Source organism: Bacillus sp. (in: firmicutes), from assembly GCA_017656295.1.
GTDB lineage: Bacteria > Bacillota > Bacilli > Bacillales > JACDOC01 > JACDOC01.
On the sequence record JACDOC010000025.1, the window covers coordinates 26993 to 43947 of the forward strand.

General features: G+C 38.7%; 15 protein-coding genes and 1 pseudogene. 4 read left to right on the plus strand and 12 right to left on the minus strand.

Translation table 11 applies throughout. From position 1 onward, the window contains the following. Positions 1-434: 434 nt before the first annotated feature. The 3 genes from H0Z31_14515 to H0Z31_14525 are packed head-to-tail and all read right to left on the minus strand — an operon-like array spanning position 435 to position 2708. Positions 435-1037 (minus strand): response regulator transcription factor, encoded by a 603-nt coding sequence (locus H0Z31_14515; protein MBO8178642.1) that lies wholly within the window; start codon positions 1035-1037, stop codon positions 435-437. Between the two features lie 47 nt (positions 1038-1084). After that, positions 1085-1825, minus strand: coding sequence for an ABC transporter permease (locus tag H0Z31_14520; GenBank protein MBO8178643.1), 741 nt, complete (start codon positions 1823-1825; stop codon positions 1085-1087). Next, positions 1773-2708: an ABC transporter ATP-binding protein gene (locus H0Z31_14525; protein MBO8178644.1), complete on the minus strand. Its 936-nt coding sequence runs from the start codon at positions 2706-2708 to the stop codon at positions 1773-1775. The genes H0Z31_14520 and H0Z31_14525 overlap by 53 nt, the downstream gene beginning before the upstream one ends. Positions 2709-3086: 378 nt before the next feature. Between H0Z31_14525 and H0Z31_14530 the strand changes: the two genes are divergently transcribed. Beyond that, positions 3087-3602, plus strand: coding sequence for a DUF3231 family protein (locus tag H0Z31_14530; GenBank protein MBO8178645.1), 516 nt, complete (start codon positions 3087-3089; stop codon positions 3600-3602). A 271-nt stretch (positions 3603-3873) separates the two neighbouring features. Here H0Z31_14530 and H0Z31_14535 read toward each other — a convergent pair whose 3' ends face one another. Then, positions 3874-4584 carry a thermonuclease family protein gene (locus tag H0Z31_14535; GenBank protein MBO8178646.1) on the minus strand — a complete coding sequence of 237 codons (711 nt, stop codon included), beginning with the start codon at positions 4582-4584 and terminating at the stop codon, positions 3874-3876. 391 nt (positions 4585-4975) lie between these two features. On the opposite strand from H0Z31_14535, the gene H0Z31_14540 reads away from it, so the two are divergent. Together H0Z31_14540 and H0Z31_14545 are read left to right on the plus strand one after the other, a co-directional pair. Then, the gene (locus H0Z31_14540; protein ID MBO8178647.1) at positions 4976-6136 is read left to right on the plus strand and encodes a GNAT family N-acetyltransferase; all 1161 of its coding nucleotides are present in this window, start codon (positions 4976-4978) and stop codon (positions 6134-6136) included. Between the two features lie 274 nt (positions 6137-6410). Further along, positions 6411-7652 carry a glycosyltransferase family 2 protein gene (locus H0Z31_14545; protein ID MBO8178648.1) on the plus strand — a complete coding sequence of 414 codons (1242 nt, stop codon included), beginning with the start codon at positions 6411-6413 and terminating at the stop codon, positions 7650-7652. Between the two features lie 38 nt (positions 7653-7690). On the opposite strand, the gene H0Z31_14550 is transcribed toward H0Z31_14545, so the two are convergent. The 5 genes and pseudogenes from H0Z31_14550 to H0Z31_14570 form a co-directional block, all read right to left on the minus strand. Then, entirely contained in the window at positions 7691-8035 is a 345-nt protein-coding gene (locus tag H0Z31_14550; protein ID MBO8178649.1) for an ASCH domain-containing protein, read from the minus strand. A gap of 284 nt (positions 8036-8319) precedes the next feature. Beyond that, positions 8320-9675: a GntP family permease gene (locus tag H0Z31_14555; protein MBO8178650.1), complete on the minus strand. Its 1356-nt coding sequence runs from the start codon at positions 9673-9675 to the stop codon at positions 8320-8322. An 80-nt stretch (positions 9676-9755) separates the two neighbouring features. Beyond that, positions 9756-10889: a glycerate kinase gene (locus H0Z31_14560; protein ID MBO8178651.1), complete on the minus strand. Its 1134-nt coding sequence runs from the start codon at positions 10887-10889 to the stop codon at positions 9756-9758. A gap of 94 nt (positions 10890-10983) precedes the next feature. After that, entirely contained in the window at positions 10984-11733 is a 750-nt protein-coding gene (locus H0Z31_14565) for a MerR family transcriptional regulator (protein ID MBO8178652.1), read from the minus strand. Positions 11734-12046: 313 nt separating this feature from the next. After that, positions 12047-13540: pseudogene (locus tag H0Z31_14570) on the minus strand (flavin monoamine oxidase family protein). Between the two features lie 493 nt (positions 13541-14033). On the opposite strand from H0Z31_14570, the gene H0Z31_14575 reads away from it, so the two are divergent. Continuing rightward, positions 14034-14174 (plus strand): hypothetical protein, encoded by a 141-nt coding sequence (locus tag H0Z31_14575; protein MBO8178653.1) that lies wholly within the window; start codon positions 14034-14036, stop codon positions 14172-14174. A gap of 77 nt (positions 14175-14251) precedes the next feature. On the opposite strand, the gene H0Z31_14580 is transcribed toward H0Z31_14575, so the two are convergent. The 3 genes from H0Z31_14580 to H0Z31_14590 are packed head-to-tail and all read right to left on the minus strand — an operon-like array spanning position 14252 to position 16630. Next, positions 14252-15217 (minus strand): oxidoreductase, encoded by a 966-nt coding sequence (locus tag H0Z31_14580; GenBank protein ID MBO8178654.1) that lies wholly within the window; start codon positions 15215-15217, stop codon positions 14252-14254. Beyond that, positions 15195-15686: a hypothetical protein gene (locus H0Z31_14585; protein ID MBO8178655.1), complete on the minus strand. Its 492-nt coding sequence runs from the start codon at positions 15684-15686 to the stop codon at positions 15195-15197. Before H0Z31_14585 ends, H0Z31_14580 begins: the two co-directional genes overlap by 23 nt. An 8-nt stretch (positions 15687-15694) precedes the next feature. Next, positions 15695-16630, minus strand: a complete 936-nt coding sequence (locus tag H0Z31_14590; GenBank protein ID MBO8178656.1) for a DUF3445 domain-containing protein — start codon at positions 16628-16630, stop codon at positions 15695-15697. Between the last annotated feature and the right edge of the window lie 325 nt (positions 16631-16955).

The following is a 16955-nucleotide window of genomic DNA, read 5'->3' on the forward strand; positions in this document are numbered from 1 at the left end:
AGATTCAAATGAAAAAAGTACTCATACCGTACATGCCGTAATATCGTTATTCAAACCCAATATTGAGAATTACAATTCAACAGTTCGAAATCTTGAGGTCATACAATCATTATTTTTGACACAAAGGGGATTTTTTCTCATAAACGTGGGTTTTTTCCTATAAGATTTAGATATTTTCTCATAAAAGTTAGGATTTTTCCCATAAAAGTTCAATTTTTTCTCATAAATTTTGGATTTTTTCTCATATTTAATGTGTTTTGCTCAAATTAATTAAATTATTCCCTTAAAAAAGGATAGTGGAACAAGAACCAATTATTTCGTTGGCCAAAAGATACACACCGAAAGTGAGGGATCCATCATAAAGAATAAGGATCAAACGTTTGGCAATAAACCAAGCGTTTGATCCTTCTAGCTCATAATCATTTGGAGTTCCACTAAATCCATCCGTTCTTTTCAGCCACCGTTATAGCTTCAATCCGGTTTTTTACCTCAAGTTTTGCCAAAATTTCTGACATATAATTGCGTACCGTTCCTGGAGACAAATACAAAGTGGCGGCGATTTCTTTCGTAGTTTTTCCTTCTTTCACGAGTCGAAGCACATCCTGTTCCCGATTGGTTAATGGGTTTTCCGTTTGAACAAATCCAAAGGCAAGTTCTGGGGATACTTCTTTTTTTCCGGTCATAATGTTACGAATGGCATCAGCTAATTTTTCGACGGGACTATCTTTTAACACATATCCGTGGACACCCGCACGGACCGCTCGCTCAAAATAGCCTGGACGAGCAAACGTCGTTAAAATCAAGACTTTACAAGGGAGCCGTTCGTTCTTAATGGTCTCGGCCACTTCCAAACCGGACTTGACCGGCATTTCAATGTCGAGTAAACAAACATCTGGTTGAAGTTGACGAATGAGTGACAATGCTTCTTCCCCATTCGCTGCTTCCCCAACGACCGTGATATCTTCTTCTAAGTTCAAAAGATTCCCTAAAGCACCGCGAAGCATCCGCTGATCTTCCGCAATCACAATGCGAATCATGTTCCCCTCTCGCTCTCCCTTCTTAACATCTTGGAGAGTGATTTTTTCTACACCGGCTCTTGTCGTTTTCTACGTATATATACTGATAGTATCATAAAAACAACAAAATATACCATTAAAATCATAATGGTTTCCCAAGATATCGATTGCCCATTAATCAAATTCCATGCCCCTTCTCCCGCACGATAAGAGGGGAGCCATTTTGAAATTTGTTGTAAAAATTCTGGAAGCTGATTTACCGGCATCCATAACCCGCCGACAATGGCCAGCCCAAAGAGAAGAATGTTCGACAACGCTGTTGCTGTTTCCACTTTGTTTAAGCTGCCAACAATCGCTCCTAAGGCCATAAATGGAATAGATGCTAACACAATCCAAACCATACACATTACCCATTGACTTATAGATAATTGCACATCATTAACCACATATCCGAAAAGAAAAATAAGAATCACTGACACCAAATTAATAAGCAGTTGTGCCATCATTTTCGCCAAAAAATAAAACGCTTCTTTTAATGGAGTAAGCCGAATCATTTTTGACCAACCCAATTTATTCTCATAAACAAACGTAATTCCTAACGAGCACACCGATGAACTAATAAGACTAAATAAAGCCATTGACATCAAATAGTGGGCTTCCCACTCTTCACGAAATGGAAGATCACGATTAACTAAATTGGTAAATATATAATAAAACATGATTGGCATAAACAATGAAAAAAAGAGAAACATCCGATTACGAAACGTTTTCAGAAACTCCACTTTGCACTGCATCCAAAGCGCGTGCATCCACCATTTCCCCTTTCGTTAAATCATCAAATAAATCGTTTAAGCTTCCCTTATCCACAAAAACATCGGATATTGGCAAATCTCGTAAAAATAACTCCCGTAACAAGGCATCCGAATCATTTGTATAAAGCGTTACACGATCCCCATCTTTCATGACGTTCTCTACATATGGAAAATCTGAAAACATCGCTACTTCTTCTTGTTTCCACGTAAATGTTACCGCCCTTTTCATAAATGTTTGTTGAATGTATGTTAACGGACCTTCTGACACCTTTTTTCCTTTATGAATGACGACAATTCGATCGGCCACTGCCTCTGCTTCTTCTAAATAATGCGTCGTAAATAAAATGGTTTTACCTGATCGCTTCATCGATTGAATTTTTTCCCAAAACAGCTTTCTTGAAGTAACGTCCATGCCGACAGTCGGTTCGTCTAAAAAAATCAAATCGGGATTTCCGGCCATCGCTAACGCAAAAGCTAGTCGCCGTTTTTGACCACCTGATAATTTTTGAGCCATCGTGTTAGCCTGATTTTCTAACAGGACCATTTGAAGCAGTTCTTGGTGAGAAAAAGGATGCGGATAGTAGCTGCGGAATAAATCAATGAGTTCTTTTACTTTTACATCATCGGGAATAATTGAATGTTGCAGCATCACCCCGATTCGGTTGCGGACTTGGTTCGGCTTTTTTCCAAACAGTTGAACTTCTCCAGATGTTGGATTTAATATGCCAAGCATAATCGAAATCAGAGTCGTTTTTCCCGCCCCATTCGGACCTAAAATGGCCACGGTTTCTCCTCGATCGATCATTAAACTTACCCTGTCAACCGCTTTCAGATCACGAAACATTTTGGACACTTCTTTTATTTGAATGACCGTCTCCATGTTTTCTCCTCCTTTTACCAACATTTTACTCGAGCAAATCGTTTGCTGTTAGTAAAGGGTGTCATGGTTTTTACATGACAAATGTCATATTGGTGTTTCATTTTTTATTTAAGAAGGAAATAAACGCAATTGCAGACTTTGTCGAGAACATTTCCCAAGAAATCGACAAAAGTCCTATGACTATCCTCACAGTTAGACAAAATTTATATAAAATTCGTTCGCATCTAATAGCATAAGTCTTTCTTAAAGGATGAATAAAATTAAATCCCCATACAAATAATTTACATGTAACTCCCTTGATATAGGGGTTATGGCACTATTAACTCCTCTGCAAGGAGGAAGTCTATGGATTTTACAAAAACGATAAGGAGGGTTTTTATGGGGATTTTAAGTGGAAATCCAACTAATGAACCAATGCACTATGGCGAAGTTTTTGGAACGTGGGCGTTTCTTTTGACAACTAAAGGATTAGTTGCAGGTTACCAAACTTATCTTAACCATGCAGGTGATGAAGATTTACGGAAATTACTTGAAGAAGCTATTCAAGGTGGACAACAAGAAATTAAAGAAATTGAAACTTTACTAAAAAATAACGGAATTGGTTTACCACCATCACCTCCAGAACGCCCTAAAGCATGTTTAGAAGACATTCCTGTAGGTGCACGTTTTCAAGACCCTGAAATAGCAGCTTCATTGTCTAAAGACATTGCAGCAGGATTAGTTTCATGTAGTCAGATTATAGGTCAATCAATCCGAGAAGACATTGCAATGATGTTTGGGCAATTTCACATTCAAAAAGCAACTCTAGGTGCAAAGATTCTTCGACTTAATAAAGAAAAAGGTTGGTTAATTCCTCCACCATTACACCAAAATAAAGCTGAAGATTGTACATGACAAAGGTGCCTCTTTTTGAGGTACTTTTTGTACGATAAGCAGTTGATAGGGTGCTGACTAACTCATTCCCTTTAATTTTTTTTGCACATTCAAAGACTAAACATATTGCCCGATATGCGAAATGTGACGTGCTTGTTGTACGGTCAAACGAGGAGTAAATAATAAAAGGAATCGTCAAGATGATGGACGATTCCTTTTTAACTTATTTAAAAACCACCTGCTCCAACTCGTGAAGCACGTGGTTTTGTTCAAAAGATATGTATTTAACATCTTAATTGTATTTCGCCTTTCGAAAGCCAGAGGAAATCGCTTCGTTTTCAGAACAGAACCAAACTTCCGGTTTCGTTTGCTCGTACCAAGGGGAATCAGGGGTGTGATAAATTTTTTCTCCTTTAGAATTAATGTTTCCTTTTATATCACATCCATTGGCAGAGGTTTGTTTTTCTTCTTTCATCACTTCTGGGTGAAACCCATCGTTTTGTGCATAGCCTTCTACTTCCCATACGCCGATTTTTTGTTTACGACTTTCCTGTTCAATCGCTCGAAATTCGTCTACGTATCTCGTATTCGGTTCGTATACGTACGCAACCCTTGCCAATCCTTGTTTTAAAAGTTCTTTCTGAACCATTTTCCCATCCGCATAGACATAAGCAAGAAGCCGATCATATTTATCCCGCTTCGGTCCTTGGTCAAACTCTAATTCTATTTTTTTGGCGTTTTCAACCAGTTGTTTTGTTAATTGCTTGGCTTCCTGGCCATATGGCTGTTCACCTTTCGTAGGATGTGACGTCTCTGGCGTATCAATAAGTAAAAAACGCACATTCTCAGCTTTACCGTTGTAAATCACTCTAATAGTATCGCCGTCATGGACCTGCTCCAATTGGACGACAACGCGTTCTTGTTCCCCAACATTTGAGCAAGCGGTGATGACAGCCACGAAAACAAGCATGACAAATACGAGGTATTTGTGGATTTGCTTCATCATACTATTCACTCCTTCGTTCTTTTCCGCCCCCATTATATTCACATTAGCAAAATTGTAAAGGCTTTCCTCTTTTAATAAAAGGAAATTGATACAGCTAGCTCGAATATGGAAAGTAAAAGATTGATAGGACCGCTTTTTTAATTTACTAGATTTTTAAGCAGAATGGGAGTGTCGAAGAAGTGATTTTTTATCCCACTTTTTGATAATGGGGTGTTTTTAAACAAGGAGCTGGTTTAATTTTATTAAATAGGCGGACTTTTGAGTGGATTATGTCACTTAACTTGCTGAAAATCGTGGGTTACTTGCCAAACCTACAATGTTACTTGCCGGATTCGTAAATTTACATGCCACCTTTACCGCTTTACTTGCCTTTAAGGAGGAACAAATGATGAATATTCAAAAACTAGACGAACGACATTTCCTTGATGTGTTGAAAATGTCAGAGTACGCCTTTCAATACCAAGTGCCTGCAGAACAAAAAGAGGAACGAATGCAACGGTTTCACCAGCATCACTTGTTAGGAATTTTGGACGAAGAGTTCCTTGCTGCAAAACTGCATATCATCCCTTTTGACGTGTATCTTGGAAAAGAAAAAATCCCAATGGGCGGCATCGCAGGGGTCGGCACCTATCCGGAGTACCGCCGAAGAGGGTATGTCCGAAAGATGCTACAAGAATCGTTAACATTTTTAAAAGAAAATGGATATTTGATCTCCATGCTTCATCCGTTTCACGTCGCTTTTTACCGAAAATTCGGATGGGAATTGTTTGCCAATCAGTTAAAAAGTACGCTTACAAAGTCTGACTTAATCCCTCAAGGTGAAGTCGAAGGAACAATCAAACGATTTCAAAAAGAGAAGCACCACACAGACATTGAACGTGTGTATGAACAGTACGCTCAAAATTTTAGCGGCATGCTCGTTCGTACCCGTGAATGGTGGCTACAATCAGTATACAGTGACCTTTTTGCTGCCGTTTATTATGATCCAAACGGAGATCCAAATGGATATCTTTTATACGAAGTCAACAATAAAAAAATGAAAGTCGAAGAATTTGTCGCTTTAACGAAAGAGGCCCGAAAAGCGTTGTGGAATTTTATTTGTCAGCACGATTCGATGATTGAAGAGCTCACGATGATCACATGGGAACAGGAACCATTGTTCTTTTCCCTCGACGAACCACGAATCAAACAAGAAATGATCCCATATTTTATGGTGCGCATTGTCGATGTGGAGTCCTTTTTATATCAATATCCATTTCAATGGGGCGACGTGAAAGAAGAGGTCGTTCTTCATGTCACTGACACGTTCGCCCCATGGAATGATCAATCCTATGTCTTAACGAAGGAGCAAATTACCCCGATTCCAAAAGACGAAGTGCAAGGTCAAGGTGTTCATTTAACCATTAATAACCTTTCCACTCTGTTATTCGGTTACAAACGACCACACGAACTTGACCAACTAGGACTTTTAACTGGAAGCGAAGAGGACATCGAACGGTTGAACAACATCATCCCACCGATCAAGCCGTTTTTCTATGATTTCTTTTAATAAAAGAGAGGCTGGCTCAAAGTCAGCCTCTTTCTTATATTCAATGGAATATAGTGGCGTTTTTAACTTTTTCCCTCTATAGAAAATAGAATAAGAGTTTTGTACACTATTTCAGAATAAGGATATCTTCACATTTTCATTCAGTTTAAAGGTGGATGGTAACGTGCAACCAAATATTCCTTCACCCAAACCACCTATCGAGCTAGAAACGAGAAAATGGTACCTTCCCGTTCTCACGAAATTTTTTCTTGGTCATTGTGCGGCCTTTACGTGGATGGTCTTTTCTATCTATCTCTCTATCCCTTGGGTAAAAGAATTAGCAGACATCGTTTCATTTCCGATGGCAGTAATCATAATAACCGGTATTGCCTATATCCCCGGTTATTTAAATGCCTTTCTTGTTTCAAGTCTCCTTCTTGATCGACAACCAAAATTAAAAATCGAATATCCAACAGACCCTGTAACGATATTAATCGCTGTTTATAATGAGGAAAAAACGATTGCGAAGACGTTAAGATACATTAAAAATCAAGACTATTCTGGAACGATTGAAACGATTGTCATCAACAACGGTTCGAATGATAATACTGTTTCAGAAATCCAAAACGCTAGTCAGGAATTAAGGATGAACGTGCGTATTTTCCATGAATATAAAAAAGGAAAATTTCATGCACTAAATCACGGGCTCGCACATGTAATGACTCCTTATGTCATTACACTAGATGCCGATACGCTCCTTCATCCTTCCGCTGTGCGCTATTTAGTAGCTCGAATGAAAAGTAGCCCACGGGAAGTGTGTGCGGTAGCCGGATCGGTTCTAGTGAGAAATAGTCGTGAAAACGTTTGGACGAAAATCCAAGAGTGGGATTATTTTTTAGGGATTGCGTCGATTAAAAGATTACAAGGATTGTATCAAGGAACATTAGTCGCACAAGGGGCATTTAGTCTTTATAAAACCGAGTGTGTAAAAGAGGTTGACGGTTGGCCGAATGCGATTGGCGAAGATATTGTGTTAACGTGGCGCTTTTTGAAAAAAAGGTGGAAAGTGTATTTTGAACCGCTAGCGGTGGCTTTTACAGAAGTGCCAACTACTTTTTCCCATTTTATAAAGCAGCGGTCACGTTGGGCACGAGGAATGATCGAAGGATTAAAAGAGATTAAACCGTGGCAACAACCAATGCTGTATACCAAATATTTAACCGGCATCAATTTCATCATGCCTTTTTTAGACGTTTCCTATACGTTGTTTTGGATCCCTGGACTTCTGCTCGCCTTTTTCGGATATTATTGGATTGTCGGTCCAATGACTTTATTCGTTCTTCCCTTAACGTTAATCAGCTATGGAATCCTTTATGTTTACCAAAGAGATCAAGTATTTAAACCATTACATTTACGTGTGCGTAAAAATAAAATGGGATTTCTTTTGTATGTCCTTATTTATCAAATGATCATGTCTCCAGTATCTGTTTGGGGGTACGTGCAAGAATTTTTTCAATTGAAACGTGTTTGGAAATAACCTTAATTGGGGGACTTCACGCTAAAGTCCCCCGTTTATTAATTTGTGGTATAAACCGTTTTAAATCGTTCACACACTACTAACATATCAGGAGAAAATTCTTTATTATATTCCTTTAAGATTTCAGTAAAAAACTTTTCGTGTGCATCCCACCAAGTTTTATCATCGCCTTCTCCTTCTGCTAATACAAATTCTTCAGACACTTCATTCATTGGCAGCACCTCAACAGATTCAGTACGAATGACTGCTACTGGTTCGTCTTTTGAATTTAAGACGATACTGTATTCTCCTACTTGAGGTAAGGCTTCATTTTCTAATTCATAAAATATATATCCCGAAGTGGTAGCTGTCTTTTTCCCTTCTACAACTAACTGTGCTTCTATTGGGGATTAGTGATTACACTACAGCTGGTGGAATATATGTGATTTACGGCGAAATTTTTTTTTGTATTTGGTAATCAAGAATATTCGTATTGGTTTTAAGGCATGTTCATCGATTTTTAGGCAATTGAAAAGCGAGTGAAGGCAATATATATTGCTGATCTTGAAAATGGATTTTATTTATGTGCTTTTAATTGTTGAGATATTTACCGATTAATGATAGAAACTGTTTTTATGAAATAGAGGCTGATTCCATAGAAGGATCCAGCCTCATTTTTTTTAAGAACCTATACAAAAATGACCCATAAAATCATCGTAACTATCATAGCAACGATACCTTGGATGAGAGTAGCTGCCGTTTGTGCTTTATAGGCGTCGGTTACAGACATTCCACTAAATTCTTTTACGACCCAGAAATAGCTATCGTTCACGTGAGAAACGACCATCGCTCCTGCACCAACAGACATCACAACAAGCGCTAAAGCTGTTGGTGATGTAATGCCTATTTCGCCGAGTAATGGAGCGACGAGTGAAGAAGTGATAATAAGGGCAGCAGTAGAAGAACCTTGTGCCGTTTTTAATGCGGCTGCAATCAAAAATGGTATCAGAACAAAAAATGAACCAGTTGCTATGTCACTACTAGCGAATCCTTCAATAAATGATGAAACTGACGTTGATTTAATCACGGAACCAAATGCTCCCCCTGCTCCAGTAATCAGCAATATAGGTGCAGCTTCTTTAATTCCGATCCCAATCCAATTCGTCAATGTCTCTTCATTCAATGTAGAAACTAATAAGAAAGCAAATAATACACCTATAAATAAAGCGACGACTGGAGATCCGAGAAAGAGAAGGACATTCGCTCCATCTCCCGTCCAACCAGCAAATTGAACAATTGAACCGAGAGCAATTAGTAGAACAGGAACAATAATAGGAGCAAAAGACTTCCATGTCGAAGGAAGTTTCCCAAACTCTTTTACAACGTCCTCATAATTATATTTTAACTCCTCTTCACCTTTGACATGAATCTTTGTTCCCACCTTTATTGCCCAAAAGTATCCCGCCATGATGGCAGGAATGGCCACAATAAGACCGATCAAAATAATTGTTCCTAAATAGCTCTCAGCCCCAATATTACCTGCAGCTGCAATTGGACCAGGAGTTGGAGGAACCAAAGTATGTGTAGCAAATAACCCCGTTGAAAGTGCAATCGCCATGGAAGCTACGGTTACTTTCGCATGTTTAGCGAGCGCTTTCTTTAATGATGACAAAATGACATAACCAGAGTCACAAAAAACGGGTATGCTGACAATACCTCCAATCAAACTCATCGCCAATTGCGGACGTTTTTCACCAACCAAACGTAAGACTACCTCTGCCATTCTTAAGGCAGCTCCTGTTTTTTCTAAAAAAACCCCAATAATTGTACCAAAGATAATGACAAGGCCAATTCCTCCCATTAAACCACCAAAGCCAGAATTGATCGCATTCACAACATCAGCTAATGGCAATCCAGCTAAAATACCAACTCCAAAAGCAGAAACCAATAAAGATAAAAATGGATGAAGCTTTAATTTAGCTGTAGCATAAATAATAAACAACACACCTAACAAAATGACGAATAGTAAGCCCCAACCTTCCATACAAGAACTCCCCTTTGTTTAAATTTGATCTCCCTTTTTGTTGTAAACATTAGTCCTCACTTTTATGGATATTAAGTAGTTCATCTATTTATCATCGATTTCCAAAAATGCATGACATTGATTGTTTGTTCATACAGTAAGTTGTCTGCATTAACGATACATTCGACTAAACTCATCGGTTTCTTTACAATCGAAAAACATCCCGCAAATAAGGAATGTAAATCGGTAATCGAATCATCTAGACTTCCCGAAATTAATATGGTTGGAACTTTATATGTTTGCGCCAGCATCGCCACGTACCCTGGTGCTTTTCCGTAAAATGTTTGCTTGTCGCTTTTTCCTTCACCTGTTATGACAAGGTCGGCGGTTTGAATGGCTTGTTCTAAACCAATATGTTCTCCGACAAGTTGAGCTCCTGATTGCATGTTCGCCCCTAACATCATTAAGGCAAACCCAAGACCTCCCGCTGCACCCGCTCCAGGTAAATGTTGCGCTTGTACGCCGAGTGCATCTTCCAATAAGGTAGCGTATCGGTGCAGGGCTTCATCTAAAGCCTCGATTTGTTCTGTCGTCGCTCCTTTCTGTGGACCATAGACAGCGCTTGCCCCGTTTGGCCCGCAAAGCGGATTATCGACATCACATGCAACTACTAAGTTGACGTTGGATAATTGAGGATGCAAGCCAGACACATCTACATCATGAACGTTCAATAAATCAGCGCCGTACGTTCCTATTTCTGTTCCGGTCTGGTCAAAAAATTTTACGCCAAGTGCTTGCAGCATCCCTAATCCACCGTCGTTCGTCCCACTTCCTCCTAAGCACACAATGATCTTTTTCCATCCGTTGTCTACCGCAAAGCGAATTAATTCTCCAATCCCATATGTCGTTGTCTTGTAAGGGTCTCTTTCGTCTATTGGAATTTGCGTAAGGCCAGCTACTGTAGCCACTTCAATAATCGCTGTTTGTTGTGTTAGTAATTCCCCTATCGGTGCATGAATGGATTCTCCTCTTGGGCCGGTACAAGCTACGAGTCGTCGGTTCCCCTTAGTTGCAAATAACAAGGTATCAAGCGTCCCCTCCCCACCGTCAGCCATTGGTTTTAAAATGACATCGGCTTCTGGAAAAACATGAAGACACGCTTTTTGCATCATCGTTGCGGCTTCTAATGAGGATAAACTTCCTTTAAATGAGTCTGGAGCAATCACAATGTTCATGTCGATCACCTAATTTCGAATACTTTTTATTTAAACATGTTCGACATTATTCACAAGTTTCCTCTTAACAAAAAAAAGCAGGGTTCACCCCTGCTCAAGATGGTTTGTTTTTATCCGCAAAAATGGCCATCGCTTCACACATGAATTGGGCTAAGCCTTCGCCGAATCGGTCGATATTTTTTGTAAAACGTTCATCATCTACGTACAATTGGCCTAATCCTTTGAACGCATCGAGGGAATAATGACCAATTTGATTTAATAAATCGTACCATTCTTTAATCGCGGCTTGCGCTTCATCAGAGTTTGGGGCACCATGGCGAAGGGAAGCTAAATGTTGATAAATCGCATTCATGTCATCGGCTAATTTTTTCTGATCTTCTTTCGACATCTTCCCAATTTTAGCGTTCGCTTTGTCGACCGCGTCATCGCCCCAACGTTCACGTGCTTCTTGTTCATACGGATTTTGGCTAAAATCAAATCCTTCAAACATTTCCTTTTTCGCCATTTCAATTTCCCCTTCCATATGTTGAATCGTCTTATCAATCGTCGCAATCATTTGATCCAACTGCCGCCGTTTTTCAACCAATCTTTTTCGATGGAGCTCCAATGCCTTTTTTCGATCAAATGACGGATCGCTGATAATTTCTTTAATTTTCTTTAAAGGGAAGCCAAGCTCTTTAAAAAATAAAATTTGCTGCAGCATCTCAAGATTTCGATCCGAATAGAGACGGTACCCCGCTTCCGTCGTCTCTTCGGGAGTTAACAATCCGATTTCATCATAGTAATGGAGTGTGCGCACACTAATCCCAACTAAATCGGCCACTTCTTTTACCTTCATTGCCATCCCTTTGACCTCCCTTCCCTTTTCACTTTAAAGTATCACGCAACGTGAGGGTCAATCATCATTTTGAAAAAATTGATGGTGTACGCTGTGGATTTTTGTTTCTGCTTTCCGACGACTGTTGGTGCAATTTGGTAATTTGATCTAAATAAAAATGCGCCTTCTTGCTTAAGAAGTGCGGCCAGATAGTAAAAAAATATTTTTTACCCCTAAATTTTTCTATTTCTTATCATTCATATTTTGGAATTTCCTATACATGTAGCCTATTTCGGCTTGCACTTCACTGGAACTTATCAGGGCATGGCTCTCTTGCTAGCTAGGCAGTTGTCTGGAAGAAAGTTCTTGGTAAATCATTTACCTCATGTGCTACACGTATACCGGACTCGATTGCTCCTTGAATCCAACCGTGATTAGTTGAGGCATGTTCTCCAGCAAAATGAACCCTTCCTTCTGGAGTGGAAATATAAGGAGATAGTTCAGTTACCTGTCCAGGTTTAAATATCGTGAATGCTCCGCCAGAGTAAGGATTACGAACCCAACTGAAGCTCGTTCCTGTTTCAAATTCGAGAAATACTTGTTTACCATGAATCGTAGCTAAGTTTTTTAATGCATATTCCAAACGAAATTCATCGCCTAAACTATCCCATGGTATCGTATCATTCTCCCATGTATAACTTGCTAATATAACACCCGGCCCTGCTTGACCAAGATCATGACTCGGGTATTGAGTATACGTGATTGGGAGATCAGTAACTGTTCTCCCACCATACATCCCTTCTTTTTCCCAAAACCTGCTTTTAAATTGGATACCGGTCTTCGTTGAGCCAGCATAGTGAAGTTCACGAATCGCCTTCCATTTGTTGTAGGAAAAAGAGTTGCGTGGTTCAATCTCCACAAATTGTAAGATAGAAAATGGTATGGTCACAATGGCAAGATCACCGGTGATTTGAAATGGCTCTAAGATTCTCGTATGGACAGAATGAATCGTAACTCCATTGTCGTGCTGTACAATTTTCCTTACCTTTTGACCGAACATAATATTCTCTTTCAGTTGAGTCATAAACGCTTTAGGGAGTTTATCGTTTCCTCCTGTAATTTCATAGAATTGAATATTAGGGGTAAACAAAATCATTAATTCCCTTAACAATTCCAGGAAAGAAAGATGAAGAAGCCCTCCTAGTGAAAGAATAACTTTAATTAAATCAATGGCACCCGTGGATAACCTTACTCCAAATGGATTGTATCTTAAATAAGCATCCATCGAATATTTATCTAATTCTTTTATGACCAAAGGCCAATTGTTACGTGGGTTATGGTTAATAAAATCTGTGACCGGTTTTATTGCGAATTGAAGCAACTCCGTAGCGGTTTTACCCCTTTCATGCGGGGCAACTGGAAAACCGAAAATGTCAGGGTTCCGTTCATAAAACTTCAAACGGGTTTTGATATTTCTAACATAAAGAATGTCGTTAGGAGTACTATTGAAAAATCTATTTACCGGAAGGGCAAATTTTCTAATATATTACCAAGTCAACAAATGAGTATGAGGGATTCGCATCGCACCAGCTTCAAGATACTGTTCATCACGAAAATCGGATCTAAGTGTATAGATTCGTCCTCCTACCCTCTGAGAAGCTTCAATGATTGTCACGTTGTGTCCAGCTTCCTTCAACAAAGAGGCTGCGACTAGTCCTGCCATACCTGCCCCTACAACAATGATCTTCTTAGGATTTTTAGTTTTCGGGAGCCCATTTCTAATGATTGAAATCATTTGTTCATATGACAATTTAGGAAATACATAACTTGACATATTTTCCTCCCCTATAAGTACTCTTCAAACAACCGAAAAAATTATTTATTCATCTTATTCGGCTAGAACGTACAATTATGTTAAAAATGAAACACAAACGTTTCTTTAGGGAGGATTTTCCTTTTTAAAGAGTGATAGAATCACGCTATCTACATCTTTTTATTTCATCTATATATTTATAGCCAGCGATTAACGAACCATATTAGGGCTTGACGTTCACAAACTCGTATACAACCTTACAAACCTCATAAATCTATAAAATTTGATGAAATATCCTTATACGCTTGTCCGTTTCAAAAATACTACTTTTGCATTTAATAAAATAGGAACATGTTGCAAAAACGAAAAAACATACACAGTCTAGGAAAGTCGCTGGAAGTAAGTTTAATACCCCTCTTCGGATTCATCGTTATCTTATTCGTATTCTTATAAATACTCTAGAATGTTTTTTAGTTTTGCAACTCGCTCTTCATTTTAAAAAAGGAGGAAGAAAATGGATACATTTACTACAGGACCGGTTGTAATAGACCGTGCCGTTTTGAGTCTTGTTGTTCAAATTCAGAATGATACTAATTCTACTGTTCCATTTCAGATCAGCGATAAAGAGTGGGGATTTCATTTTAGAAGAAAATGAAATAAGCATTAATGGATGATAAATCTTACATCCATTAATGCTATAAATTGCAGACTTACCCTTCTCCCTTTCCAAAGCTACAAATCAAGTGTTAATTGAGAGACTCCTCTTGAAACACATGCCAATAGTTTAGATTTTTTTTCTTCGTCGGTTAAGAAAGAATCAAAATGCAGTACGTTCCCATCAATCACATCTACTTCACATGTCCCACAAATCCCCATTTTACAAGAATAGGGAATGGGGATCTCATTTTCTCTAAGAACCTCTAGTAAGGAACGATTTTTAGGAACCTCGACCATTTTTTTTGACTTTTGTAAGTAAACAGAAAAGGGACGGGTAAGTTCAGGCTGTATATGAGCTCGAAACCGTTCAACATGGATATTTTGCTCTTTAAAACCAGCTTTTCTAGCAAAAACTTTCATATCTTCTATAAAAGATTCCGGACCGCAAATATAAACATGTGTACCGATCGGTTGGTTTTTTAACGATTCTTTTAATAAAGCCCTTTTTTTCGTCCGTTCCATAAAATAAAAGGTGGCTTTGTCTTCATAATCGGATTTAATCATTTGATAAAACGGACAAGTTTCGATCGATTTAGCTGCATAATGTAATTCAAATGAAGAATTGAGAGAAGTTAGATGTGCCATCATGGATAAGATCGGCGTTATTCCTATCCCTGCCGCGTACAGTACGTGATGGCGAGCTTCAAACCGTAGTGGAAAAAAGTTATCTGGAGGTGACGCTAAAAGCGTATCTCCTTCTTTAACCTTATGATGCAAATACCATGAGCCGCCTTTTTCGACGCTTATTTTTTTCACCGCAATTTCATACTCATGATTGAAACTAAGCGGGTTACTGATGATGGAATATTGTCTTGATACGATTGAATGTTCCAACGGCAAATGTAACGTAATATGCGCACCTGCGCCGAAGGAAGGAAGAGGTTGATTCTTAGGAGCTAAAATAAATCTTTTCACATCACGCGTTTCCGGTATGATTTTCTTGACCGTCAGTAACAGGTTATGATTGCTTAAATGTTCCATTACACTCCTCCGTTCTTGAGAGCACAGGGTATCCTAGGTAGGCATGATGATAGGACGAATAATGATTAGAAGGCTTGATTCTTAGCTGGCAGTTTTGACAATGTAACGGTTCCTCGTTTTTGACTTCATTGATAAAATGACATTTGGAACAAAATACTCGTTTGTGACCATTGCCTATTTTTTGTAGATAAATATCCTCGTTGAAATACCCTGCTTGTCGGGCAAGCTGATAAACTTTTTGAGCTATATTGGAAGCGGCAAAAATAAACAAAGCCGTACCGATTTGTTGGTTCGATAACCATCCGGTAAGCTTTTTCTCACTTGGCTCGAATGGTAAATACACAATTTCAAAAGATAGGTTTTTTTCTTTGATTTGATCGGTAATGGGTTGAATAAAGGAAATCCCTTTGTCATCTGCAAACAGTAGTACATGCTTTTTATCTATTAAAAAGTTTTCAATCTCCCGCATATCATCATTCATTCCTTCATGAACATATTTTCCAAATAAGCGAGTAACGGTTGTTGGAACATGTAAATTCCTTTATATTCACAAATGTCTGCCGGCAAGGATTTGATATTTTGATAGAACAATTGCAGCCATTCGCGGTTTGCCTGTAATGCCTTAACAGGTAACAAATGCGTGTGTATCGTAAACAACACATCATTGGATATCGGAAGACGGTGAAGTCGTTGAACCTCCACTCTCAGATGGACTAACTCTCCCGCATTTTCAGCGGTCACTTCCAACCGGCGAGTTCCCCATTCCGAGTAGGTTTCTAAAGGAGTATCAAGCTTAGACCCGATGGTGATGGACCAATTTTTCCGTTCCCATGTATGACCCGGTCGAATATGTTTAATAAAGCGCTGTACTTTATCGATAAAGTTATTTTCGGAAATACCAGGAACAGGAAAATGAATCGACTTAAAGTCCATACCTAAAGTGAAACATAATGACCAATTAGACGGGAAACATAACTGGCCGGCATCCAAATACAGATCAGCATCACGGTCACCCATCAGAATCAGATCTTCTTGGGTATGACGTCCGATCAGGTCAAGCGGTTCAAGACTGATGGTCTTCATATCACGAAAAATAAATGTTTCTTCTTCTAAAAGATGATTGACAAAACGATACTCGTTCCCTTTCCTTTCAAACGAAAAACATGATGGCTCATATGTTGCCAGTTCCTCCATAAGTACCATCATAATTTCCCATTGAGCTTCTATGGAGTGCGGCAATGATTGATAACACCTTTCATTATGTTGAGTTAACAGCTTTCTTTTTAACTCGATTTCTTCCTTATACTTATCCGTAACCGTTAGACACCTTGGTGGGAAAACTTGCTTTGAATTGTTGCTGTATTGATAGGAGGATTTCGTAAACGGGAACGGAAAATCTTTTAAAGTATTCATGTTCTACACCACACTGATTAGTAATGAGGGTTTTCTCGAACAGCCTTGGAAACATTCTTCTTTTATCGACAATATATTTAATATTTATTTACATAATCCTTTTGAATTTTTATTATTTTTTGAACAGGAAAATGAGTTTTTAAAATTAGTAGTTCCGATAATGTGGTGAAAATCTTTAAAAACATATCAAATAACACTTTAATTCACAGTAAAAATCGCTTACCAATAAACAAAAACGCTCAGAGAATGATTGGTCTAGCCCCAAAAAAGTGGAAGTTTAAAAAACCCCGGGAGTAATTATCCTTAAAAGGAAATTGCTCCCTTT